The organism is Aeromonas sp. Y293-4 (genome assembly GCF_027705905.1).
Classification (GTDB): Bacteria; Pseudomonadota; Gammaproteobacteria; order Enterobacterales; family Aeromonadaceae; genus Aeromonas; species Aeromonas veronii.
The window spans coordinates 26,415-50,371 of sequence record NZ_JAPDCI010000022.1; the positions used below are offsets into that span (position 1 = coordinate 26,415).

Sequence of the window (23,957 nt, forward strand, 5' to 3'; positions counted from 1 at the left end):
TATTGCTACCTGGCGCCTTTCGCATCTGCCTTGAACCGCCGTCGCGGCTCGCGGCCAGCAATCAGTTCATGCCGTATTATCACACTATCTGTCTAATGCTGTTTGATGTCGCCCCCAAGTGTAGTCTATCTATCTGATTTTTATCTTTAAAATTACCTTTCTTGTCTAAAGCCATCTTAGGATATATAAGACAAGTGTGGGTTCAAATGTGGGTTCAAAATGGCAATCTCAGATTCAAAACTCAAAGCAATGCTGCGTGGTCACGATGATGATACACCCAGAAAGGTTGCAGACAGAGATGGGCTATCTGTTCTGTGGAGGAATAGCGGAAAAGTCAGCTTTGTGTACCGCTATCGAATTTTAGGCAAGGCAAAAAATCTGACTCTGGGATCCTATACCGGCCAAGAGGGGGGGCTGTCGCTTTCCGAGGCAAGGAAAAAGGCGGCGCAATGTCGAGCTTGGTTGGAAGAGGGCAATGATCCCGCCTTGATGACTAGGATCGGGAAAGATGAAAGGCTTAAGCCTGTCACGGTTAAAGATGCACTCGAGTATTGGCTCTGCCATCACGCCGATAAGAAAAGGTCGAACAGTGAGAAGCATCGCCAGCAATTTGCTAAGTGGGTCTATCCCCGTATCGGAGATCTTCCTTTGTCAGATTGTGATACTCGTCACTGGTTGAGCGTCTTTGACGAATACTCGAAGGTAGCACCTGTGGCTAGTGGGTATTGTTTCCAAAACTGTAAGCATGCTCTGAAGTTTTGCCGTGTCAGACAGTTTGCAGTGAGTAATGCATTGGATGACTTGACCGTCGCTGATGTTGGGCAAAAAGCAAGTAAGCGAGATAGGGTTCTGACGCTAGAAGAACTGCGAACACTATGGGATTGGGCTGAGAAGCTAGGTCCATATTGCTACTACGGAAATTTGGCCAAGATTCTATTGTCGTTCGGTGCAAGAACTCAAGAAGCTCGGCTATCAGCACCCGAAGAATGGAATCTAGCCGAAGGTACATGGACAGTACCTGCGTCTAACTCAAAAACAGGTAATAAAATCGTGAGACCAATACCTGATTTTATTCGGCCGACGATAGACGCCTTGCTGAAAGCCGCCGCCGCACAGTCATCCCCATACTTGCTAGGGGAACTCAAGCGACCAGAAGCGGTAAGTCAGTGGGGAAGGGGGATTTGGAAGCGGCTCGGGCATAGCGCCCCTTGGACATGGCACGATCTGCGAAGGAGCTTGGCGACCCGCCTAAACGAGGCTGGGATTGCCCCTCATGTCGTGGAACAAATTTTAGGCCATGCTCTACCTGGTGTAATGGCTCACTATGTTCATACGGTTCGGTTACCGGAACAAAAAATGGCGCTGGAGTTGTGGGGAGGGATTTTAAACCCATCAGAACAACCGCCAGACAATATTGTGCATCTACAAGTGGGGTAGGGGAGCACAGCACTTTCTTCAGTGATTTGTAGACTGTGCCTATGGAGGGTACACCGGGTTTACCCTCCATGTATTTTTACCCAGCCTGTACAGCTAGTGCCATCTTGTTGTCTGCTCCGTTATGCTACGCAGCCACCTGATGAGCACAAAGCTGATGCGGCGCCTTCCCTGGCCATTAGCCTTGCCTGTCAGGTGGTCTGCTGCCGGTGATCCTGATAGACCCTTTGCCACTTGGCATACTCGCCCTTATCGCCTCTGGCATGTCAGAAAGCACAGATTCGAGCAATACTTCGCTCAAGCCATGAAAGTATAACGCAAAAAGTTGCGAATTTTGTTTTTTTAGCTGGCGTGAGTAATCCACGGCTCAATTTTGTGGATTTATCTTAATCCTTAGGCTGTTGCGAAAATTTATATTTAGATCTATTCCTTACTGGCTTGTGTTGCGATCCCTTGCCAAAAGAACGTGCTTTTTTACCATTTGAACGGGTTGTGTCTACATGGGCTAAAATATCCTGCCTAAATAGAGCCTCTAACTCTTCATATAAAGCATGGCAACTATTGTCACCATCCATTAAATTAAACTCATACCTATCTCCAGGATAAGCAAAAACATCCCCTTTACCGTCCTTTATGATAGTGCTTTTCCAGAGTTGCCCCATCGTCTCTCTTATGTCAAGTTTATGCTCCCAGCCTCGACCTAAAAACAAAAAAACATGCATGTAGTATCCTCTGATAGAGCAATAGTCCAACTTCCAAATATATCCATCCACATGCCTAAATAATGGGTTTCTCGAGCAGTTTATAAAGAGCTTGCGCCGCCCATCGACTAACTCTTCTAGCTTGTATTTGAAGCCTTCGGTTTGGGAAGACATTTTCAATGGATCTTTATCCAAGTCTTTTTTTTCAGACGGTGTAGCTACATTACTAGACTCGATATGGATGTCATCATCTTCAGCATACATATTCTCTATCTCTGGTTTGAAACCCAAACTAAATCTGACCACATAATGAGCTTTTCCTTCCTCTTTTTCTTTTACGTAGCCAAAGATGGATTTAATATTTTGCTCAACATTAAACACTCTCACCCTTACACTTTCTTTATAGCTGTTCGAGTCAAAGACAACGTTAAGAAAGCTTACCAACCCACCAATAACATCATCTGAGTAATATTCATTGAAATCAATATCACCATCAATTGACAGTCTATGAAACTTTATAGCTTTAATAAAGTATGGCACTGCAGGATGCACATTGAAACGCCTCCCAAAGTCTTCATCTGAAATAAATGCATTAATATTTGACAAAATTAGCTTTCTAAGTATCTTTCTAATCTCTTTCTTCTGTGCCGCACTATACACAGGCAATAAATCCTTTTGACTTACCATTCTATCTTTTATTAATTCGAATGCCTTGCTAACACTCTGCTCATCTTCCAAATTACTTATTTCAAAAATCCGCCGACCAATCATAGGTAAATGGTAGTAACTGTATTTTCGAATAGTCCCAATATATCTAAGCAACATAAAAATTCGTTCAAAGAAATCAGCGTCACCCGAAACAATCCGACTTCTTTTCAGGTAATGGCGCCGATTCACCCCAAAAGATTTTATAAAATGAAGTCTATAGTCATCAATTTCAGATGTTTTGAGCATAAGACCTCTACTTATCGTAGCTGCAATATGGGCATAAGTTCTATTTCTTTGAGCTGCTTTCAGTAGGGAATCGCTATACTCATAAATTGAAAACTTTTTAATTATTTCTTCTGTTTCTCCCTTATCTACCTTCCTCCTTTCTTCTTTTGCTATCACATCAATTTCGTCAGTCATGAGTATTCTCCTTTTACGTCACTAGCTATGATGATGAATTACTTGTCTATCAAATAACCATAACTCCGGCTGAATATCACGATAAAAATGCAAAGAAGTAAAATGGCGGACTTCTAGATGTCCGATTCGCACACTTAGCTAAAAATCACGGTACATAACCATGATCACACTTAACATGGGAAGTGACTTTGCATGGCAAAGCGAAGCTCATCTGAATTTTCACTCATTCTCCATGGGCTATGTGCATGCTCCTACCTATGGCTACTACTCCGGCTATCGCTACCTATGTGCACCGAGAGGGTGACCATTCCAAACCATAGAAAGCTACCAATATGAAGGCACATACTTGTATTTGGCATCATGACCACTCAGCTCGCTGAACTACCATCTTTTTTTTCACTGGCCCGCTCTTCTGATGAAACAACCCACTACATCATCAGGAGTACACCATGAACAACACCATCAAAGTCCTGCGCATCAAAGACCTCATCAACAAGATTGGCATGTCTAGGTCTACTATCTATGACTGGCTTAATCCCAAGTCCCCTCGTTATGACGAGACATTCCCCAAACCCTTCAAGATAGGTCAGTCCTCTATTGGTTGGTTTGAACACGATGTTGATAGCTGGCTTATTCATCGCAGCCAGTCTTGAATACATTTTTTCCATCCCTAGTGAGCTCCATAACTTCCAGTGTTATAAATCATGCCTTGATAGGCTCATGGGTTAGGGAAATAGCCATGCCTTCTTATATATGTTTTTGGCGTTTTCGTAGGTAAGGCATGCGTATCACGTTTAGGTATATTTATTATTTGATATCACTACCATTCATTAAACATTACTTCTATTCAATACTATTCCTACGCTATGTACAGCCACCCATATACAACCAATAACCACTATCGAGTACCATTACACCACTCCCATGTGGTGGTCATGCTACCACCAGCATAGTTAGCCAATACCACTCCACCAATCGCCCCTATATACGCGTGTGTCTATCACACAGCGTAGGGTTACTCCTGCCTAAGCGAGGCCTTCATGTTTAATTCAGTCAGGCTATTAGATATCCTAACCTTAACAGACCGACTCCAAAATACAGCGCTTCCTATTGTCAGGGCTGTTTATTCAGCCCCAGGTAAGTCACGCATTACTTGCATTGGTCGTAGGCTATCAACCAAACTCTTTAATGCGTTGGATACCGTATGTGATTATTTTTATTGTCATGAGGAGGTATCGTCAGCGCATCCAACGGTAGCGCTATTCCTAACGCATATGCGAGAGGTTTATGGATTGCATCTCATCCATGAGCGATATCTCGATAGTGATGTCGGTGACGAATTAGCCAGGGATATTAATAACGCGCTGTATGCGTTTCTAAGAGAGTTCAAGAGTAAGGCGCACCGTAAGCGCCTCAATAACCTCAAACGCGCTAAGAACCGCAATCAGCTCAGTATAGCGACGTATGTTAATAGCCTATTCGACCAGCATGCCAAGCTATTAGTCATCCGATTGGATATCGGCTATCACGAAGACTACTACGACCAGCTCACGTTAGACCTCGTGACGGAAGATCGGAATTGTTACCTTCGTCGAGTACAGAACAAATATCCCGCTCTGTTAGGCTATATCTGGAAACTGGAGTTCGGTGTTGATAGACGTTTCCATACCCACATTACGTTCATTTTTAATGGGGCAGTTCACCAACGAGATATCTCGCTGGGTATAGCGCTGGGAGAGGTATGGGAAGATATGTCCGACAATAACGGGAGCTATTTCAATTGTCAGGTCAGGCGGGAGGAATATCGGGAATGGGGAACTGATGGTATTGGGATGGTCCACTACAGCGATACAACCAAGCGCATAAACCTGATTAATGCGCTGAGTTATCTGACCAAGCTGGATACGCAAATATTGGCGGTATTGCCAGCTGGTCGTCGGACCTTCGGGCGTATGGAGAGACCATCACGCCAACCTCGCCTTGGCAGACCTAGGTTATTGTTCTGTCGGTCTGATTGAAAAGGAACTCAGATAGATATTATCAAGGGAGAGTAAACAGATATCGCTGTGAAGCTGCTTGGGAGCGCCATTACGGCCTCCCAAGTTATTGACCCTGGCATCGGGTGTCAGTCAGTCACAGATGCGCACTGCGAGCTGTTAAGGGGCCAATCGTGCCACCAGCTTATCTACCACCTCCAGCACCAGCGCTCTGTCCTCTGTATCGAGCTTAGCCAACTGTTGGCTGAGCACAATGCCTTGTTCGGTGGGGCGGTTGCTGGTCTCACGCAGGAAGTCTGCAAGCTCACACTCAAACAGCTGGGCGAGCTCTGCCAACCGCACCACGGTAGGCACCACTTTTCCCCGCTCCATCCGAGAGACCGCTTCCATCCCGATATCCAGGTGCTCTGCGACTTGATCCTGGGTCAGTCCCGCTTGTTGGCGTTGCCGTCCAATCGCTTTACCGACGCTTTTGGCTAGATCGTCAAAGTTGATGTCTGTCATAAGTCCTCCAGTCAACCTGTATGGTTGGCCATGGACTTATTGACATTAAGGACCCTTTGGGATGAGGATCACCTCATTAGATCTAATTTAGTGAAGTAGTCACCCCAACATCGAAAGGAGTTCGACACGATCTCACCTCTGGCCACTTTGTTGACTGAGTCTGGTTATCGATCCAGCACTCCCACTGACATTACTCGAATGTCTCGCCTACCCGATAGATTCGCCTTATCGGCCCGGCTTTCTTTTGCCATTTACACATTACAGGAGACTCCTCATGCCATTAGTCCTGATCTGGGTTGGACTTGCTTTATTACTGGGATTTGTTGCGGCTGGTAACGGACGCTCATTCTGGGGCTGGTTCATTCTCGGACTTATAATTGACCCGATTTTAGCCGGATTACTTTACTGGTTGATTTGCAGAGATAGTTGATTATCGGATGCACATGTTAATGGTCAAAATTGAATCATGAAGGTTGGTAATATGGGACTTTGGAAAACGCTTACAACTATAAATGGCAATAGCTTGGGTGGCCTTATCATCAAGCTCATTTATAACGTACCTAAGATGAGCGACAGGACGATTATTGATATTGTTACGGGAAGGAAGTGGGCCCCTGAATTCATCAAAATGTTAGCCGCCAAAGAAGGGGCGCTGCGCTCTCTCAAAATGTGACGAGCCTCGCTTTCACCAAGGAAATTGTATAGCCCCCTCTGACTGCCGGGTGATGCTGCGCAATGACATCGGTGGTCAGCTTGGGGGGACCCATTTCCCACTCAAGCTCAATTACACCGAAAGCTGGCGGCTGGTCATGACCGAGCCGTGCCGATTGAGGGAGGTCATCCTCTTCACCAATCTGGGCAATGCCTCTTACACCATTGAATAACTCGTTTGGAGAGTGACATGACAGAAAAAATCAGACTGGCACTGTGGTGCACATGGTTATCGCTGTTTGCTTTACCGACCTGGGCGGCGCCCCAGTTCACTGTGCCAACGGTCACTAAACGGGTACCGGCCAACGTTGAGGGCACCCTCAATTTCGCCAGCATGCAGTTTTGGATAGAGACCTCGAAAGGGGAACGCATCATGTTGATGCCGCTGGATGAAGATGAGCCAAGGCTCATCCCCAGTGTCAGCCAGCCGGTTTCACTGAACGGCATGATGCTGACCTACTCGGATGGTAGCCGTTACTTCGAACCCTCCTTTGCACCCTCGTCAGCCGCATCAAGTACCGCGTCATTTACCATCGTGAAAAATGACGATTACAACATCGAGATCCGGTATGGGGGTGAGGTACTGCTGCGCACCGATGAATATGACGCCATCACGCTCACGCACCGATTGCCGCTGGCCAATGGGCAGGCGGTCTTGTTTGAGCTGCACAGTGGCGGTGTGGCATGCCCGGTACTCTATCAGTTCGCGGTCGCTCAGACGGGGGCGCTGACCATGCTTTCACAGCCCTTTGGTACCTGCAGCGACGAAGGCAAGCTGACCCCCGCCCCCAACGGTTTCACCCTCGACCTGCCCGGCAATCCTCGTCAGCGCTGGGTATGGGATGCCAACAGCTTAACGCTGCGCAAGCAGTCCTGACCACCAGCCTCCACACATTCACCACCATCAGGGCACCTTCGGGTGCCCTCTGTTTTATGCCGCATTTTATTTAAGGAACGGTTCATGCCATTACCACAACCGGGGGACCACCTCGTTTCACCCCGCACCGGTTACCAGCACCACGGTATCTATCTGGGAGACCATCAGGTTATCCACTACCAGGGGGTCAGTGCCGGTATACATTCCGGTCAGATAGCTATCGCCACCCTTGCCGAGTTTAGCCAAGGGCGGGGCTATCGCATCCAGCACCATAGTGCACGAGCTTTCAACCGGGAGGAGAGTATCGACCGTGCTTACTCCCGTCTTGGAGAGGCGCACTACAGCACGCTCTTTAACAACTGCGAGCACTTCGTGCTCTGGTGTATCGAGGGCTTTCACAACAGCAAGCAGATTAACCAGCTGATTGCCACGGGGTGTATCGCACATCAGGTGCTTCACTCTGTGGCTCGGCAGCCTACCCTTGCGGCCCTGCCTAGCATGGCCACCAGCACGGCACTGAATCCATCAGCAACGACTGTGGTGACCGCTGCAGTCGGTACGTTGCTGAGTAGCTCGGCCACCTCGCTGGCGGCACCCTTGGCTGCCACCTACGGCCTCTACCGCGCTTGGCGCTGGTTCAGGGATTAACGGTTCTCACATTCGATACCAAAAGGACACACCATGATGACCATGCCATTTCACTTGGCAGGGATGGCCCTGCCGATTTCCCCCGAGCTGCCTGACTTACTGCGCAAAGTCGTGCGGGAACAACAGCGCGACCTCACCGACCTCTCGACCCTGACCTTCAACTTTCGCAGCCCCGGCTACAGTGCCGAGACGGGTGGCGTCCATCCGGTAGAGTTGCGGCTTATTCGGGGATTGCACGGCTGGGTCTTCGATTACATCACCGACTTCAGTTACCAGGGGCTGGGCCAGGATGCCGAGCTCTGCAAAGAGCTCGACTTCAACCTCTCCTGCGACGAACACTATCTGCAGGGCTGGGGACCACTGCCCGGCGTGGAAGCGCGGGAACTGTTCGCCCTGTGGCAGAGCAATTTCATTAGCTACGCCCAGTTGGGGTATTTCACCGTCACGGTCAGCGGGGAGTAGGAGGTGTGTGATGACTAACGAACTGCCGCTGACCCACTACTCGCGCCAGTGGCTGGGACTGGTCGCCGCCAAGGCCAAGATACAACCGCGCCACCGTGGCCAGCGCTGGTTACTACACCTCACTCCTGATAGCCCCCATGCCCGCACCGTTACGCTGCACCTGCGCTGGTCTGGGGTGCAGTGGCAACTGCTCTCCCTCACCAATGCCGAGGATTGGCGCACGATGAGCCGGCCGATAGATGAAATATGTGTGGATCTCACGCGCCGCTGTTTCTGGCGTAGCCAGGCAGGGCCCGTCCCGTTCTCTGATCAGCCCCGTGTACTGGGAGACTTTCTGAGCAACCTGCAGCGTACCTGCATTCATCACGGTTATTGCGTAGAGAGTGACCCCTTACCCCATGAGGATGCTCAAGATGCCCAAACAACCGATAGCCGTTGAGCTGGAGGCGATTAATCGAGAGGGGGAGACGCAAGTGGTGCGCGGCAGTAGCCTGGCGGTTCAGGGCTACAGCGTCTACCTGCGGGCTTTGGAGGGCAGTGGGTTGGCGCTGGCCACCTAGGTAGCTGACTACGACACCATAGGACCGGCCTACCAACTGGCGGAACGGCTGAGCGTTGCGCTCGCTATCCTACTCAACGTACTGGTCCCCGGACCGCTGATGCCGGTGAAGCGCGCCCCTACAGCCGGAACAGGAGCAGAAGCCGCCACCAAGGCCAACTGAACACCCCTCACAGTGAACCAACAACCGCTCTACCTTTAACCCTGACATGCTTTATGTGTGCCGGGGTTTTGTTTATTTGGAGAACCCCACATGCGTTACCACAAACTCAAAGCCGGGGAATGCCCCGGCACCTATGTCGTCACCGAACCCGTGACCGAGCAAGACCTGTTGCGTATCGCCAATCAGATTGCTCGCAAGCGTCTTGCCAAAGGCTCCGCCATCACCAGTACCACAGAGGCCGCTGAGCGGCTGCAGACCCTACTACAGGACCGGGAGCATGAAGTGTTTGGTGCACTGTTCCTCGACTCCCAACATCGTGTACTGGCCTTTGAGGAGCTGTTTCGCGGCACCTTGGACAGCGCCAGTATCTACCCACGGGAAGTGGTCAAGCGGGCCATACTGCTCAACAGTGGGGCCATCATCGCGGTGCACAATCACCCCAGCGGTGACCCGGAACCCAGTCAATCTGACAGGGTCTTTACCCAGGCCCTCAAAGAAGCCTTGGCGCTGGTCGATGTGCGATTGCTTGACCATCTGGTGGTCGGTGCTGAGGGCTTAGTCTCGATGGCCGAAAGAGGTCAGCTATGAACCAGACCCCAGGCAAAACCCACCTCACCGCCCTCGATATCCTCATCGAGTTGCGCTGTTGGCTGGCAGACAACGTCGAGATGCAGACCGAGCCCGCCATCGTGGCTCACCTGCCTAACGGCTCCCCGCTCACCCAGGCCGATAGTATCGAGGCTATTGATGCGCTGCTGCATCAGCTGCGCCATTAGTCCGTTCCAAAAGAGAAATGAGCGATGCGATTACCTAACCCCTATTCCCTTGAGGAAACCCTGAGCAAGCTGCGCCATCGTCTGGCTACTGCCTGCAACGAGGAGGCGCTGGCATTACTGGAAAAAGCCGTCACCAAGGCGCGTGATGACGAGGGTTATGCCAGGCAGCTTGAAGAGGCCTTGCTGCGGGGATCCACCATCGAGATCCGCGAATGCCTCAGCTGCTTTGGCGACTACTTCGAGCGCTCCCGAGACGCACCGCCCTATTACCTGCATCACGATGCCGTCAACGGCATTGATTGTGCGCTCTACGCCATCCTGTTTGATGCGGCTTACCCAGACGCAGAGCAGGCGCACGAATAACGCCAGCATCCCCAAACCCGGATCATCCGCGCCAACACCATGATCCGGATATTCCGATCCCCCCAGCAAGGCCACCTCACTACAGGTGGCCTTGTTCATTTCAAGGAGTCACTCAATGTCTGCCTTCATGATTGACCGCAAGGATTACCTAGCCTTTGCCGTGCAGCTACATCGCTTTTGCAATGCCCCCATGCCACCGCACTACACCCTGGAGCTACTGCGCACCCTCTGGTGGCAGCCGCCAGCAGACACGACCAGCACCTGGACGTGGCGGGTTGACCGGCTGGTACGGTTGATGATGCTCGCCAATCGCCGTGCTGTTTGGCATCGCTATCAGCTTGGGCGTCAGCAGGGCCACAAGGAACCACATCAGCACCGCTCGAACAAGCTGGGGCCGCTTAAACCTGCCCATCGTTACCACCAGGCACCACTCACCGATGCCGAACTGGTAGCCCTCTACAAATTCACCTGCTGCGCCCTGTACCAGTCGAGCGAATGGAGCGGGAGTCCTGAGCAGGCCCCGCGGCTGGTGAAGGTAATACAGCAGTTGCAGCAGGCGCTGGCGCAAGACGTGCTGACCCGGCTGTCACTGTGGGAGCAAGCACCCTGGGGAGAGATGTGATGGATCTCTACATCACCCTGACAGTGGCAAGCTCGCCACCGAGTTCAATGGCCCACCTAGCCCAACGTGTCGCCGATGACATGGCACACCTGCATCACCGTCTAGGGGATGGGGTGAGCGATGAACTGGGCATCAGTATCAGCTATCTGGTCGAACAGTTTGCGCTGCTGGCAGCTGCTTACCGTTCACCGGAGGAAAAGGAGAAACACCCATGATCGAATTCAACGACAGCTTTAGCCAGGCCTCCGTAGCGGAGGCCATGTGTGCTCACTCAGGGCTTGCCAAGCTCATCAGTCAGCAGTTGATGCTGCCGGGCTTTGCCTATGCCCACGATGTGGAGGGGCGACGTATTGGTGGCCCGCTGGTGGCCCCCAACCCTGTGTTGCACAAGACCACGCTCTTTGTCAGTCCACGGGATATGCGTGAGCACCTGCCACGAGAGATTAACTTCGCCCGCTTTCGCTGCGCCTGTAATGCAGCGGGTCAGCCGGTCGGTGAGTGGCAACGGGTAATTGTCGGGGCCTACGTCAACCACGGTAGTAATGACAAGCCGGATTGGAGTAGTCACACCTGAGCCACGGCCACCAGCACACACCCATGCTCCCATACAGCCCCTCACTCCGAGGGGCTGTTTGCATTTGAAGGAAGCCCAACCATGCACGACCTGCGTGATTACAAGACCCTGACCGCTCGGCAGATCACCACTGCCATCGGTCAGCTCAACCACAACACCGCGCCGAAGATAATGACCCACCTGGGATTGCGGGCCAGGCAGCCGCAACCACTCGGTAATGGCCGTAGTAGAGCCAAAGCCCTCAAGCTGCTGCGCAGAGTCAAGAAGGCCCACAAGGCGGGGCGTATCCCGTTTGAACTTACAGTGACCGGCTGCCGCATCGACCGGGGTAGCCATCAGGCTGACCGCTACTATTACGACCGAACACTGCTGGCTCAGGGCTGGCAGCAGTACGACACCGAAGAAGATGCGTGGTACTTCGGCATCTGGATTAACACAGAAAGGCTGGAGACCTTTACCTACGCCGAGGGCGACACCCACCATGTGATTGCGCCAAACGTTGAGGCGTTTCGTACCGAGCTGGCGCGGCTCTACCAGTACCACCCGCAAGCCCCGGCGTTTATCAGCATCGACCCGGAAGCGGGCACGGTGACCCACCATTTTGAAGCCAAACCGGAGGTGTGAAATGGCTAAGAACATCACCATCAAGGTGCCCGGCAAACATCCGCGAACCGGCGAGATCACCACCTTTGAGCTTAAGGGCCAACGCATCGATATCGGCATCGGCGGCCAGGCCGTGCCTTTCCTCATTCACGGTAGGGGGATAGGAACGTCCCTCACTCACATCCCGAGCGGATACCGCATCGCCCTGCTCGGTGGCTGGCTCACCGCTCGTTACGCAATACCTGAAAATAAGCCCAGCAGAACGGCATGCGCCCAGATGGCCATAGACCGGCTGGTGGCTCAATACGGCTCGCTGCACCTGCTGGACCGGCTGAATGGCAAACTGGTTATCAATGAGATGGCTGACTGCGCTCGTTGACGCCAACCGTCTCGCTCATCCACACACAGCATAAAGGGCCAGCCTTCACAGGCTGGCCCTTTGCAACACTGGAATCATCGAACATGACCCGTCTAATCATCGGGCTCGAAGTGCATCGCTATGCCCCCGAGCTCAATAAACTGCATCTGCGTAACCGGCAGACGTTACCCGCTCCCGGCATCACCACCATCAAAGAGGCCAAAGCCCGTCTATTTGGCCGCTGGCAGCCTGGGCATCAGGTAACCATCACGGTGAGTCACCCTGACTACGTCAATCTCTCACGGCTCTACCGGGGGCGACTGGCCAGCCTGACAGACTTTCCAGAGCACCTGACCAGACTACGCCAGCGGCACAACGTGCCCGGCACCCGCATAGACATTCGACTGAGGTATTGCTAATCATGACCACGACAACCACCCACACCAATGACGAACACCGACCCGCAGCGCCAGACCAGTCCACCCGGATTTTTGCGCAGTGGGGCTTGCCCCATACCGTGACGCCGCGCTTTGGCGCTCGTCTCATTCAAGAGCATCATCGTCTGCACTTTCTGTCAGATCGGGCATCACTGGTAGGTGAATGGGCAAAGGAGGCAATAGACCAGCTGGAAATTGCCTTTCCTCGCCTCATCAAAGAACTGGAGGGCAAATTGCTGACAGGCGAACTGGATGCCCGACGTCAGCAGCGTATCACTATCCAGCATGGAGGCTTTACCTGCGAAGCCGATACCCTTGGCAGCCACGGCTATGTCTACTTAGTCATTTACCCAGCGACGAACATGGACGCCAATCCTAAGCGCAAGACGTGACCACCAATCCGCTTGTGGTTACATTTTGGCACCTACTCATCCGTGATTAATGGGATAGGTCGTGGGGAAGCCCAATTCATGGCCTTTCCTTTGTTTTTTTGCCCGCTAACGTGAGACGTTGACCATTTCATCTCTGCAATAACAACGATGCGCAGTGATCACCTTTCGCGTGACATTACGCATAGTGCTGCGGGGTTCATTTGTATAAACTGCCCGCCAGATAATGGATAGACGACTGACGGGCCGGACTTTTTCTCGCCGATGCATCACCTTGGCGGCATCGCCTTCTGTTGACCCACCACCCTGGATAGGCCCCTGCTGTGCCCGTAAGGCTCGGCATGCGCCGTTCCGTCAGTCTGACAACTTGGCCCGCATCCTCACCTTGGCTTTCGCGCAGGTGGGCTGTGACGGCAACATGCATAACCGGAGAACCCCATGACCGACCTCAACGAGCTCAGCCAGGCGCTGCTGGCCGCCGTTCCTGAAGATGGCAGCAGCATCGGTAACCAAGCCCTGATGGAAACCTTGAAAGCCCAATTCAGCGACCTGACCGATGAGGTATTTACCGCCGCACGCGAGACTCTGCTGGAACAGGGCGTACTGCGCAAGGGGCGCGGGCGAGGTGGTGCTGTGCTTCGGGTGTTGGAAGGCGAAGCCGCCGCTGCAGCACCACGCAAACCGAAAGCCAGTGGCAAGGGCAAGCAGGCCAAGGATGAGCCGCAAGCTACCGGTATCGAGGGGCTGAAGAAGACCCTGTGGGCTGCCGCAGACAAGCTGCGTGCCGACATGGACGCCGCCGAGTACAAGCACATCGTGCTGGGCCTTATCTTCCTCAAGTACATCTCCGACTCTTTCGCCGCCCGTCGTGCCGAGCTAACCCGCCGCTTTGCCGATGAGAGCGACGAGTACTTCCTCTACGACTGTGACGATGAGCTGCTGGCCGAGGAGCTGGAAGACCGCGACTACTACCGTGAAGTGAACGCCTTCTGGGTACCGGAAGGGGCCCGTTGGGAGGGGTTGCGGGCCCATGCCAAGCAGGCCGATATCGGTAAGCGTATTGACGATGCGCTGACCCTGATCGAACAGGAGAACCCGCGCCTAAAGGGCATCCTCGACAAGCGCTACGCCCGTGCCCAGTTGCCCGATGGCAAGCTCGGCGAGCTGGTGGATCTGGTTTCCAAGATTGGCTTTGGCAGTGATGTCGGTGAAGCGCGTGACATCCTGGGGCAGGTCTACGAGTACTTCCTTGGCGAGTTTGCCAGTGCCGAGGGCAAGAAGGGGGGCCAGTTCTACACGCCTGCCAGCATAGTCCGGACACTGGTGGCAGTACTTGCTCCCCATCATGGTCAGGTCTACGACCCCTGCTGCGGTTCAGGTGGCATGTTCGTGCAGTCGGAGAGGTTTATCGAAGCCCATGGCGGCAAGCTGGGTGATGTCTCCATCTACGGTCAGGAGTCAAATCCGACCACTTGGCGGCTGGCGGCCATGAACCTCGCCATCCAGGGGATGGACTACAACCTCGGGCGCGAGAACGGGGACACCTTTACCCGCAATCAGCACCCTGACTTGCGTGCCGACTTCGTGCTGGCCAACCCGCCGTTTAACATCAGCGACTGGTGGCATGGTAGCCTCGAGGGGGATCCGCGCTGGGTTTACGGCACGCCGCCTGCGGGCAACGCCAACTACGCCTGGCTGCAGCATATGCTCTACCACCTCAAGCCAACTGGCCGCGCCGGTATCGTGCTGGCCAACGGCTCCATGAGCTCCAGCCAGAACAGCGAAGGCGATATTCGTCGTGCCATGGTGGAGGCGGACGTGGTGGAGTGCATGGTAGCCCTGCCGGGGCAGCTGTTCTTCAACACCCAGATCCCGGCCTGCCTCTGGTTCCTCGCCAAGAACAAGACCCGCCGCCAGGGTGAGGTGCTGTTTATCGATGCCCGCAAGCTGGGCACCATGATCAGCCGGGTGCAGTGCGAACTCGATGAGAGCGCGATTGCCCGTATTGCCGATACCTTTCACGCATGGAAAGGGGACGGGGAGTGCGAGCAGCCTTACGAAGATGTCGCGGGCTTCTGCCGCAGCGTAACCTTGGCCGAGATCACCGAACACGGCCATGTGTTGACTCCCGGTCGTTATGTGGGCGCCGAAGAGGTGGAGGAGGACGATGAGGCCTTTGCCGACAAGATGGCTCGCTTGACCAAGCAACTGGATGATCAGATTACCAAGGGGGCTGAGCTGGATCAGCTTATCCGCCAAAAGCTGGGAGGGTTGGGGTATGGGCTCTGAGTGGCAACAGTTCTGTCTGGCTGATGCAGGTAGTATCGTTACTGGAAAGACTCCGAGGGGGGGCATACCAGAGTTCGAAGGGAGCGATGTTCCTTTCGTAACACCACCAGACTTCAATGGTTCCATGTGGATTGAGCGGGCTAATCGGTCCATCTCTGAGCTTGGTGCACAATCTGTCAAAGGTAGCATCATCCCTCGGTGTAGCGTGCTTGTGACCTGTATTGGTTCTGACATGGGGAAGGCAGCCTTAACGGCATCTCGATGCGTGACTAATCAACAAATCAATGCAGTGCTTGTAGATGAAACTAAGTTTTGCCCTGAGTTTATCTATTACAACTTGAGCTTACGCAAAGACGAAATACGTGGACTTGCAGGTGGCTCGGCCCAACCAATTTTGAACAAGTCTGCATTTAGCCAAATCCGCTTCTGGGCTCCACCTCTTTCAGAGCAAAGAACTATCGCCACAGCACTAAGACCGATCAACGATCGCATCGCCCTGCTACGCGAGACCAACGCTACGCTGGAGGCCATCGCTCAGGCGTTGTTCAAGTCGTGGTTTGTTGACTTCGAGCCGGTTCATGCCCGTGCTCGTGGCGAGCAACCAGCAGGTCTGGCCCCCGAGGTCGCGGCCCTGTTCCCCGACAGCTTCGAAGAGTTCGAGTTGGGTATGGTGCCACAGGGGTGGGCGGTCGGTACACTATCTGAAATTTGTTCGATTTCAAGTGGAAAGCGACCTCCTGAGCGGAGTGATGAACTCTCGGATGAGTGTCACATCCCTTTGTATGGAGGCGCGGGTCTAATGGGTTATACATCAGCGTCACTGTTTGAGACTCCACGTATTGTCACGGGACGCGTTGGTACACTCGGCAAGGTGCATGTAGCATATCCGCCATTCTGGGCTTCTGACAACGTCCTCGTCCTGACTCCAGCAGAGGATTCAATATTTGCCTTCTGCCTACATTGGGTGAGCGCAATAGATGTCCATGCCTTGAATCGCGGATCGTCACAACCATTGTTGACTCAGAAAGACTTAGGGGCTCAGCTGGGCGTCATTCCATTACCTGAGGTCCTTGTTCAATTTGAAGCTACAGTATCGCCACTTTATAAACAGATTCGTGCCAATTTAGAGCAAGCCCAAACCCTCGCCAACTTGCGCGATACACTGCTACCCCGCCTGATCTCCGGTCAACTGCGCTTGCCGGATGCCGAGGCAATGGTGTCGGAGGCGCAAGCATGATACTCGCAACTGAGGCGCACTCCGCTACGCTCGTCGTCAAGTTGACCCAGGGGGCTGTTGATAATGGCTATATCAGCATCGGGCGCCACCAATTTGCCTTCTTTCCTGTGGATGTTATAGCGAATGACCAAGGTGAAGCAGATGCAGCTATTGAGCTGGTTTTGCCAACCGGAGAGAAGGTCACTACCGCCGTGCTGGGTAAGTTTGGCCGGTTGCAGAAACGCTTTGGAACCATGTTCAAGCAGTTGTCTGTATGTGCTGGCGATCAGTTGCAATTGGCTCGGATAGGCTCTGACCCCTATCGGTATCAACTTACCCATATTCCGAATGGCTCGATTATGACTCCTCCCACCCCATCCGCATCGCAGCAGGACGCTCCCATGCCACAACTTGCACCATCCCCACTCAACCAGATCCTCTATGGTCCCCCCGGCACCGGCAAGACCTACCACACTATCAACAAGGCGCTGGCTATTCTCGACCCCGAGTGTCTGGCACAACACGACGATGATGTGAGCCCAGAGGCCCGCAAGGCGCTTAAAGCGCGCTTTGATGAGCTGGTCAAGGAGGGACGTATCGACTTTGTGACCTTCCACCAGAGCTTCAGTTATGAAGACTTTGTGGAGGGGATCCGTGCCGAAAGTGATCCAGATAATGGCCAACTGACTTATGACGTGGTTGATGGCGTCTTCAAGCGCATGTGTGACGCGGTGGCCGCCAAAGTCACGCGCAGCGACAGCCATGAGGCGATGACGCTGGAGGGGCGCCGGGTCTGGAAGATGTCGCTTGGCAATACTCAGGGCGATGATGCCCATATCTTTGACGACTGCATTGAGCAGGGTCTTATCCGGTTGGGCTATGGCAGCTCTCACGACTACAGCGAGTGTAAGACACGCAGCGACGTTCAGCGCGTGTTGGAGCAGTCGGTGGGCAAGATAGACAACGCCTATGACTACACCGTGACCAGCGTGATGACGCTGGTGAACCGGATGAAGATTGGCGACCTCGTGGTGGTCACCGACGGCAACTTCAAGTTCCGCGCTATCGGCGAGATTACCGGTGATTATCGTAGTGACGTGCACTACGAGGGTGATGACAGCTACGCGCAGGTCAGGCCGGTCAAGTGGCTATGCCAGTTCAGCCCCTCGCTCCCATGCGGTGAGCTGATCAACGGCCGCTTTAGCCAGATGACGCTCTATGAGTTGAAGGCACCGACCTTGATCCCGGAGAAGCTGCTTGCTCTGGTCAATGCCACAGCATCACAAGTTGGGTCGCAGAGTGAACCTGGCGTCACGCCATCGAACAAACGCGTATTGATCATCGACGAGATCAACCGGGGCAACGTTTCGCGCATCTTCGGTGAGTTGATCACCCTGATAGAGCCAAGCAAGCGAGCTGGGGCAAGCGAGGCGCTGACCACTACTCTGCCTTACTCCAAGCGCCCCTTTAGCGTACCGGACAACCTCTACCTTATCGGCACCATGAACACCGCTGACCGCTCCTTGGCCGGACTCGATATTGCACTGCGTCGCCGCTTTGTGTTTGAGGAGATGCCGCCCAGGGCCGAGCTGCTTGATGGCGTGGTCATCGAGGAAGAGGGGCACAAGGTAGACGTAGGCCGCTTGCTCCATATGCTGAACCAGCGTATCGAGGTGCTGTTGGACCGCGACCATTGCCTCGGTCATGCCTACTTTATGCCGCTCAAAGCGGCTGCCAAGCCAACCTTGGCGCAGTTGGGATACATCTTCCAGCATCAGATCCTGCCGCTATTGCAGGAGTACTTCTTTGAGGACTGGCAGCGCATCGCCTGGGTGCTCAATGATCATCGCAAGAGCAAGGCTGAGGCGATGTTCCTCACGCCTCCCAAACTCGATATCAAGACCCTGCTTGGTGATATAGCGGTTGGGGGACAACGCCAACGTTGGAGCATCAATGAGAAGGCGTTTAGGCGTATTGAGGCCTATGTCTTGACCATCGAGGGTGACAAGGGGGCGCAGTGAAGGCTCCCATCACGGTTCGTGAGTATGGTCGGCTAACTGTTAGAGATAACGCTGTTAATACGCTGGCGCTTGCCCATATAGACCGGGTTGATTTCGATTGGCTATGTCAGTTGAGCCAGCGCTACAAGGTAAGTCATGCACCCGCTCTTGCGCAGGTGGAAGATAGCCGAACCTTGCAACTGGACAACTACGTGGGGGTGATAGAGACCCCCACCGGGCAGGTGATCGAGATCCTGCCCAAGACCGCCAATGAGGATGACCCACTCGAGGATGGTCGTGAGTTGATCCGTCGGATGCTGGAGCGAGCCCTGGATCTGCCACCCCGTGAAACGGCGGAGGCGTCGCTGGAACGCTTTGATATGCCGCTCAACGAGTGGGTTATCGCGCGCTTTCTGGCCGAACTCGATCAGCTGGTCAAACGCGGCGTGCGCAGTGACTATCAGCGTCTTGAGGCGACAGAGCCGTTCTTGCGTGGTCAGCTGGATGTCGCCCGGCAGATGCGCCAGCCACCGGGCCGGGGCCACCACTTTGCGTTACGTTACGACCTCTTCTTGCCCGACCGGGCCGAGAACCGGCTGCTCAAGCGGGCGCTGGAGACCGTCGCCAATGCGACTCAGCACCCGGACAACTGGCGGTTGGCACAGGAGCTGCGCCACTTGCTGGTGGATGTGCCTGCCAGCCGCGATGTGGAAGGGGACTTCAGACTGTGGCGACATGACCGCTTGATGGCTCACTATCAAGGTGTTCGGCCGTGGTGTGAGCTCATCCTCTATCGTGCCATGCCGAGTGCCCTGAATGGTGAGTGGCGCGGCATCAGCCTGCTGTTCCCCATGGAGAAGCTGTTCGAGCGCTATGTAGAGTCGTGCCTGCGTGAACAGCTGTTGCCCGATGCCAAGTTGGAGCGGCAAGTAAAGAGTCAGTACCTATGTTCTCACCAAGGCAAGGAGATGTTCCAGTTACAGCCGGACCTCTTGTTGCAGCACGGCAACAAGCGTTGGGTGATGGATGTGAAGTGGAAGCGGCTCGATAGCAGCGACCGTGACGGCAAGTACGGCATCAGCCAGGGTGACCTCTACCAACTGTTTGCCTACGGCCACAAGTACCTGACCGAGCAGGATGATGGTCATCTGGTATTGATTTATCCATCATGGAGCCAGCTCAAAGTTCCACTCGAACCTTTTTGTTATGATGCCCGCCTGACGTTGTGGGTCTTGCCGTTTGACTTGGCTGCCAGTTCGTCCCACCGGCTGATATTGCCTTGCCAGCCGAGGGCGGATTCTGCGTGCGAACTGCGCTTGCCACTGAGACCCGCCGAGCCCGCCTGACGGGCGTTTCTCCTTGTTGATGAGTGATGGTGCATGACCGAAGATCAGTTGGAACAAGAGGTGCTGGGGTGGTTGGCCGAGGTGGGCTATCGCGTGGTGTGTGGCTACGACGTTGCCCCCGATTCTGATAACCCGTGGCGTGAGCAGTTCCAGCAAGTGCTGCTGCGCGAGCGCTTGCGGGAGGCGATTGCCCGGCTCAACCCCTCCGTGCCGCTGGTGGCGCGTGAAGATGCGCTGACCCAAGTGGTCAACCTCGATACCCCAGCGCTGCTGTCGGCCAACCGGGCATTTCACCGCTTGCTGGTGAATGGAGTGCCAGTCCAGTACCAGCGCGATGGCGAAACGGTGGGGGACTTTGTCCGCCTCGTTGACTTCGAGCAGCCCACCGCCAACGAGTGGCTCGCCATCAACCAGTTCTCTATCAAGGGGCCCAAACACACCCGCCGCCCCGACATCATCCTCTTCATCAACGGGCTGCCGCTGGTGGTGCTGGAGCTCAAGAACCCGGCCGACGTGCATGCCGACATCTGGAAGGCATTCGACCAACTGCAGACCTACAAGGAGCAGATCCCCGACCTGTTCCAGTACAACGAGATCATGATTGCCTCCGATGGTAGCGAGGCGCGGATGGGATCGCTGTCTGCGGATGCCGAACGCTTTATGCAGTGGCGCACTGTGGATGGGGTCAACCTCGACCCCTACGGCGAGTTTGGCGAGCTGGAGACCATGGTGCGCGGCATTCTGACCCCGGCCATGTTGCTCGATTACCTGCGCTTCTTCGTGCTGTTTGAAGATGATGGCCGGTTGGTCAAGAAGATCGCCGGTTACCATCAGTTCCATGCAGTCAGGGCGGCCATCGAGCAGGTGGTGCTCGCATCGCGTCCAGACGGCAGCCACAAGGGCGGGGTGGTGTGGCATACCCAGGGCAGTGGCAAGAGCATCACCATGACCTGCTTTGCGGCCCGGGTGATGCGAGACGCCGCGATGGAGAACCCGACCATCGTCGTCATCACTGACCGCAATGACCTTGATGGCCAGCTGTTCGGGGTCTTCTCACTCTCGCAAGATCTGCTGCGCGAGGAGCCGGTGCAAGTGAGTACGCGAGGTGACCTGCGTGACAAGCTTGGCAACAGGCCCTCCGGTGGCATCGTGTTCACGACCATCCAGAAGTTCATGCCCGGCGAGGATGAGGACACGTTCCCTGTGCTCAGCGACCGCGCCAACATCGTGGTCATCGCGGATGAAGCACATCGAACCCAGTACGGTTTCAGCGCCTCGCTCAAAGCGCCAGGCAAGGTTGCAGAAGGGGCTGCGCGCTATCAGGTCGGGTATGCACAGCACTTGCGCGACGCGCTGCCCAACGCGACGTTCGTGGCCTTTACCGGTACGCCCGTATCAGCGGAAGACCGCGACACTCGCGCCGTCTTTGGCGACTACATCCACGTCTACGACATGCAGCAGGCCAAGGACGATGGTGCCACGGTTGCCATCTACTACGAGTCACGCTTGGCCAAGTTGTCACTTAATAACGAAGAGCTTCCCCACATCGACGACGAAGTGGATGAGTTGGCCGAGGATGAGGAAGAGAGCGAGCAGGCCAAGCTTAAGTCACGGTGGGCAGCCTTGGAGAAGGTGGTTGGCAGCAAGCCAAGAATTGAGCGGGTTGCCGCCGATCTGGTGGCCCACTTCGAAGAGCGCAATCAGGCGCAGCATGGCAAGGCCATGGTGGTCGCCATGAGCCGCGAGATTTGCGTGCACTTGTATGATGCCATCGTGGCCCTGCGCCCCGACTGGCATGACCCGGACCCCGACAAGGGGGCCATCAAGATCGTGATGACCGGTAGCGCTTCTGACAAGGCATTGCTGCGGCCCCACATCCATGCCACCCAAGTGAAGAAACGGCTGGAGAAGCGGTTCAAAGACCCGAGTGACCCGCTCAAGCTGGTCATCGTGCGTGATATGTGGCTGACCGGCTTCGATGCGCCCTGCGTGCATACCCTCTATGTGGACAAGCCGATGAAGGGCCACAACCTGATGCAGGCGATTGCACGGGTGAACCGGGTGTTCAAGGACAAGCAAGGCGGGCTGGTGGTCGATTACATCGGGATCGCCAACGAGCTCAAGAGCGCCATCAAGGAGTACACCGCCAGCAAAGGACGGGGCAAGCCGACCGTCGATGCCCATGAGGCCTACGCGGTGTTGGAGGAGAAACTCGATATCCTGCGCGCCCTGCTGCATGGCTTTGATTACAGCGACTACCTCACCGGTGGCCACAAGCTGCTCGCCGGGGCCGCCAACTTTATTCTTGGCCTTGAGGATGGCAAGAAGCGCTTTGCCGACAACGCGCTGGCGATGAGCAAGGCGTTCACGCTCTGCTGCACCCTTGACGAGGCCAAGGCAGTGCGGGAAGAAGTGGCCTTCTTGCAGGCGGTCAAAGTGTTGTTGACCAAGAAGGCGATCTCCCAAAAGAAGAAAACCGACGAAGAGCGCGACTTGGCCATTCGCCAGATCATCGGCAATGCGGTGGTATCGGGCGATGTGGTCGATGTGTTTGAAGCGGTGGGGCTCGACAAGCCCAATATCGGCCTGCTCGATGATGAGTTTCTGGCCGAGGTGCGCAACCTGCCGGAGCGCAATCTTGCGGTGGAGTTGCTGGAGCGACTGCTGGAGGGGGAGATCAAGTCGAAGTTCGCGACCAACCTCTCCCAGGAGAAGAAGTTCTCGGAGATGCTGACCAAGGTGATCGCACGCTATCAGAACCGCTCCATCGAAACCGCACAGGTGATCGAGGAGCTGATCGACATGGCCAAGAAGTTTGCCGCCGTAAGCAAGCGGGGGCAGGCCTTGGGCCTTAACGATGACGAGCTCGCCTTCTATGATGCGTTGGCCAACAACGAGGCGTCAGTGCGTGAGCTGGGGGACGAGATACTGGCCAAGATAGCCCATGAGCTGACAGCCAACCTGCGCCGTAGCGTGACCGTGGATTGGAGCAGCCGCGAAAGCGTGCGCGCCAAACTGCGGCTGATGGTCAAGCGCATCCTGCGCAAGTACAAGTACCCGCCAGACCAGCAGGAAGAGGCTGCTCAGCTGGTTCTGGCGCAGGCAGAGAGCTTGTGTGAGGTGTGGTGTTGAGTGGGGGAGGCGCGAGCCTCCCTCACCTTATCTATCAAGATGTGTAGATATGGCTTACTTCAGTATGACGCTGCCTGAAGGTATCTGGTTGGCCTCTTCGAGGCTCAGGTAGCGTGGGCCTTGTACGCTGGCCAGTGACTTGAATAACCACGGATGCGGCTTTAGCCAAGCTTTGGTGTCTTCGTAAACGTCTCCACCGACCACGAAGTAACGACCATCACACCCGTCATCGTGTAGTTCATTGGCATCAGGTGCCGAGAGTTTCAGCTGGCAGCCTTCGATGACAACCACGACTTGAGACTTGTAAACCCCAATGACGGTGGAGATTTTGTTGGCCATATCACTTGAAACCCGCCAAGCGCTAATGGCGCCCTTGTAAGCACCTCGGCTGGAGTAGGTCTCTACCAAGTTGGCTACCAATGCCGTCACAATACGTACCTCGTTAAGTTGTTTGGAATGCGGTTTGTTGCTAGTGACCTGCATAGCCACCGATGAACGTGTTGATAGGGTCAGCGCGACTTGAAGTAGGCGACCTTTTCAAGGAAGTAGCGACCCAGTTCACCTTGATGTTGGTTCGCTTCGCTTTCTGCGTGGCCAAGTGACCGTTGCGCTCCTTCCATACCGCATATGCGGCGGCCTTCTCGACCTCGACCCGTTCTTGCTGCTCT

General features: G+C 54.5%; 29 protein-coding genes and 1 pseudogene. 25 read left to right on the forward strand and 5 right to left on the reverse strand.

The genetic code is table 11. The features are described 5' to 3' along the window. Positions 1–219 precede the first annotated feature (219 nt). Complete coding sequence (locus OKC31_RS19110) at positions 220–1,437, forward strand: tyrosine-type recombinase/integrase (RefSeq protein WP_077098358.1); 1,218 nt, start codon at positions 220–222, stop codon at positions 1,435–1,437. A 383-nt stretch (positions 1,438–1,820) separates the two neighbouring features. On the opposite strand, the gene OKC31_RS19115 is transcribed toward OKC31_RS19110, so the two are convergent. Next, positions 1,821–3,263, reverse strand: a complete 1,443-nt coding sequence (locus OKC31_RS19115) for a hypothetical protein (protein ID WP_201976394.1) — start codon at positions 3,261–3,263, stop codon at positions 1,821–1,823. Between the two features lie 449 nt (positions 3,264–3,712). Here OKC31_RS19115 and OKC31_RS19120 point away from each other — a divergent pair, with 449 nt between their 5' ends. Together OKC31_RS19120 and OKC31_RS19125 are read left to right on the forward strand one after the other, a co-directional pair. Next, entirely contained in the window at positions 3,713–3,916 is a 204-nt protein-coding gene (locus OKC31_RS19120; protein WP_034165687.1) for a helix-turn-helix transcriptional regulator, read from the forward strand. A 387-nt stretch (positions 3,917–4,303) separates the two neighbouring features. Next, positions 4,304–5,281, forward strand: coding sequence for a YagK/YfjJ domain-containing protein (locus OKC31_RS19125; protein WP_234923787.1), 978 nt, complete (start codon positions 4,304–4,306; stop codon positions 5,279–5,281). A 138-nt stretch (positions 5,282–5,419) separates the two neighbouring features. On the opposite strand, the gene OKC31_RS19130 is transcribed toward OKC31_RS19125, so the two are convergent. Continuing rightward, entirely contained in the window at positions 5,420–5,764 is a 345-nt protein-coding gene (locus OKC31_RS19130) for a helix-turn-helix domain-containing protein (RefSeq protein ID WP_043851830.1), read from the reverse strand. 274 nt (positions 5,765–6,038) lie between these two features. On the opposite strand from OKC31_RS19130, the gene OKC31_RS19135 reads away from it, so the two are divergent. The 19 genes from OKC31_RS19135 to OKC31_RS19225 all read left to right on the forward strand — a co-directional run bounded on the left by OKC31_RS19135 (position 6,039) and on the right by OKC31_RS19225 (position 16,832). Then, positions 6,039–6,194 (forward strand): hypothetical protein, encoded by a 156-nt coding sequence (locus tag OKC31_RS19135; protein WP_113721835.1) that lies wholly within the window; start codon positions 6,039–6,041, stop codon positions 6,192–6,194. Positions 6,195–6,230: 36 nt separating this feature from the next. Next, positions 6,231–6,437, forward strand: a complete 207-nt coding sequence (locus OKC31_RS19140; RefSeq protein ID WP_162626349.1) for a hypothetical protein — start codon at positions 6,231–6,233, stop codon at positions 6,435–6,437. Between the two features lie 228 nt (positions 6,438–6,665). Then, the gene (locus OKC31_RS19145) at positions 6,666–7,352 is read left to right on the forward strand and encodes a hypothetical protein (protein ID WP_234923786.1); all 687 of its coding nucleotides are present in this window, start codon (positions 6,666–6,668) and stop codon (positions 7,350–7,352) included. A gap of 84 nt (positions 7,353–7,436) precedes the next feature. Then, positions 7,437–8,000 (forward strand): lecithin retinol acyltransferase family protein, encoded by a 564-nt coding sequence (locus tag OKC31_RS19150; protein WP_201976392.1) that lies wholly within the window; start codon positions 7,437–7,439, stop codon positions 7,998–8,000. Positions 8,001–8,036: 36 nt separating this feature from the next. Beyond that, on the forward strand, positions 8,037–8,462 hold the full coding sequence (locus OKC31_RS19155; protein WP_198506623.1) for a DUF2787 family protein: 426 nt from the start codon (positions 8,037–8,039) through the stop codon (positions 8,460–8,462). 10 nt (positions 8,463–8,472) lie between these two features. After that, positions 8,473–8,901: a hypothetical protein gene (locus OKC31_RS19160; protein WP_270657417.1), complete on the forward strand. Its 429-nt coding sequence runs from the start codon at positions 8,473–8,475 to the stop codon at positions 8,899–8,901. Then, the gene (locus OKC31_RS19165) at positions 8,876–9,022 is read left to right on the forward strand and encodes a hypothetical protein (RefSeq protein WP_270657419.1); all 147 of its coding nucleotides are present in this window, start codon (positions 8,876–8,878) and stop codon (positions 9,020–9,022) included. The genes OKC31_RS19160 and OKC31_RS19165 overlap by 26 nt, the downstream gene beginning before the upstream one ends. Before the next feature lie 252 nt (positions 9,023–9,274). Next, complete coding sequence (gene radC, locus OKC31_RS19170; RefSeq protein ID WP_042045083.1) at positions 9,275–9,772, forward strand: RadC family protein; 498 nt, start codon at positions 9,275–9,277, stop codon at positions 9,770–9,772. Next, the gene (locus OKC31_RS19175) at positions 9,769–9,960 is read left to right on the forward strand and encodes a hypothetical protein (protein WP_029303518.1); all 192 of its coding nucleotides are present in this window, start codon (positions 9,769–9,771) and stop codon (positions 9,958–9,960) included. The genes radC and OKC31_RS19175 overlap by 4 nt, the downstream gene beginning before the upstream one ends. A 24-nt stretch (positions 9,961–9,984) precedes the next feature. Further along, the gene (locus tag OKC31_RS19180) at positions 9,985–10,323 is read left to right on the forward strand and encodes a hypothetical protein (RefSeq protein ID WP_181023123.1); all 339 of its coding nucleotides are present in this window, start codon (positions 9,985–9,987) and stop codon (positions 10,321–10,323) included. A 115-nt stretch (positions 10,324–10,438) separates the two neighbouring features. Then, positions 10,439–10,945, forward strand: coding sequence for a hypothetical protein (locus OKC31_RS19185; RefSeq protein WP_077098445.1), 507 nt, complete (start codon positions 10,439–10,441; stop codon positions 10,943–10,945). After that, positions 10,945–11,160: a hypothetical protein gene (locus OKC31_RS19190; protein WP_029303599.1), complete on the forward strand. Its 216-nt coding sequence runs from the start codon at positions 10,945–10,947 to the stop codon at positions 11,158–11,160. The genes OKC31_RS19185 and OKC31_RS19190 overlap by 1 nt, the downstream gene beginning before the upstream one ends. Then, on the forward strand, positions 11,157–11,519 hold the full coding sequence (locus tag OKC31_RS19195; RefSeq protein ID WP_043170869.1) for a hypothetical protein: 363 nt from the start codon (positions 11,157–11,159) through the stop codon (positions 11,517–11,519). Before OKC31_RS19190 ends, OKC31_RS19195 begins: the two co-directional genes overlap by 4 nt. 81 nt (positions 11,520–11,600) lie before the next feature. Then, a complete protein-coding gene (locus OKC31_RS19200) occupies positions 11,601–12,143 on the forward strand; it encodes a hypothetical protein (RefSeq protein ID WP_103828994.1) in 543 nt (180 codons plus the stop codon). A gap of 1 nt (position 12,144) precedes the next feature. Beyond that, positions 12,145–12,501: a hypothetical protein gene (locus tag OKC31_RS19205; protein ID WP_043850493.1), complete on the forward strand. Its 357-nt coding sequence runs from the start codon at positions 12,145–12,147 to the stop codon at positions 12,499–12,501. 83 nt (positions 12,502–12,584) lie between these two features. Beyond that, complete coding sequence (locus OKC31_RS19210; protein ID WP_201976391.1) at positions 12,585–12,899, forward strand: hypothetical protein; 315 nt, start codon at positions 12,585–12,587, stop codon at positions 12,897–12,899. Between the two features lie 2 nt (positions 12,900–12,901). Then, positions 12,902–13,309 (forward strand): type IV toxin-antitoxin system YeeU family antitoxin, encoded by a 408-nt coding sequence (locus OKC31_RS19215; RefSeq protein WP_029303594.1) that lies wholly within the window; start codon positions 12,902–12,904, stop codon positions 13,307–13,309. A 435-nt stretch (positions 13,310–13,744) separates the two neighbouring features. Further along, on the forward strand, positions 13,745–15,595 hold the full coding sequence (locus tag OKC31_RS19220) for a class I SAM-dependent DNA methyltransferase (protein WP_270657421.1): 1,851 nt from the start codon (positions 13,745–13,747) through the stop codon (positions 15,593–15,595). Then, positions 15,585–16,832, forward strand: coding sequence for a restriction endonuclease subunit S (locus tag OKC31_RS19225; RefSeq protein ID WP_201976388.1), 1,248 nt, complete (start codon positions 15,585–15,587; stop codon positions 16,830–16,832). The genes OKC31_RS19220 and OKC31_RS19225 overlap by 11 nt, the downstream gene beginning before the upstream one ends. Here OKC31_RS19225 and OKC31_RS19230 read toward each other — a convergent pair. Further along, on the reverse strand, positions 16,781–17,152 hold the full coding sequence (locus tag OKC31_RS19230) for a hypothetical protein (RefSeq protein WP_201976384.1): 372 nt from the start codon (positions 17,150–17,152) through the stop codon (positions 16,781–16,783). The genes OKC31_RS19225 and OKC31_RS19230 overlap by 52 nt on opposite strands. Before the next feature lie 60 nt (positions 17,153–17,212). Here OKC31_RS19230 and OKC31_RS19235 point away from each other — a divergent pair, with 60 nt between their 5' ends. From OKC31_RS19235 to OKC31_RS19245, 3 genes are read left to right on the forward strand one after another with little or no spacing between them, the layout of a single operon-like run. Then, positions 17,213–18,832, forward strand: a complete 1,620-nt coding sequence (locus tag OKC31_RS19235) for an AAA family ATPase (RefSeq protein ID WP_234923785.1) — start codon at positions 17,213–17,215, stop codon at positions 18,830–18,832. Next, positions 18,829–20,157, forward strand: a complete 1,329-nt coding sequence (locus tag OKC31_RS19240) for an McrC family protein (RefSeq protein WP_270657422.1) — start codon at positions 18,829–18,831, stop codon at positions 20,155–20,157. Before OKC31_RS19235 ends, OKC31_RS19240 begins: the two co-directional genes overlap by 4 nt. 33 nt (positions 20,158–20,190) lie before the next feature. After that, entirely contained in the window at positions 20,191–23,289 is a 3,099-nt protein-coding gene (locus OKC31_RS19245) for a type I restriction endonuclease subunit R (RefSeq protein WP_201976382.1), read from the forward strand. Positions 23,290–23,343: 54 nt separating this feature from the next. Here OKC31_RS19245 and OKC31_RS19250 read toward each other — a convergent pair whose 3' ends face one another. Together OKC31_RS19250 and OKC31_RS19255 are read right to left on the reverse strand one after the other, a co-directional pair. Beyond that, positions 23,344–23,628: a hypothetical protein gene (locus OKC31_RS19250; protein ID WP_201976379.1), complete on the reverse strand. Its 285-nt coding sequence runs from the start codon at positions 23,626–23,628 to the stop codon at positions 23,344–23,346. 130 nt (positions 23,629–23,758) lie between these two features. After that, positions 23,759–23,957: pseudogene (locus OKC31_RS19255) on the reverse strand (hypothetical protein); the annotation flags it as partial.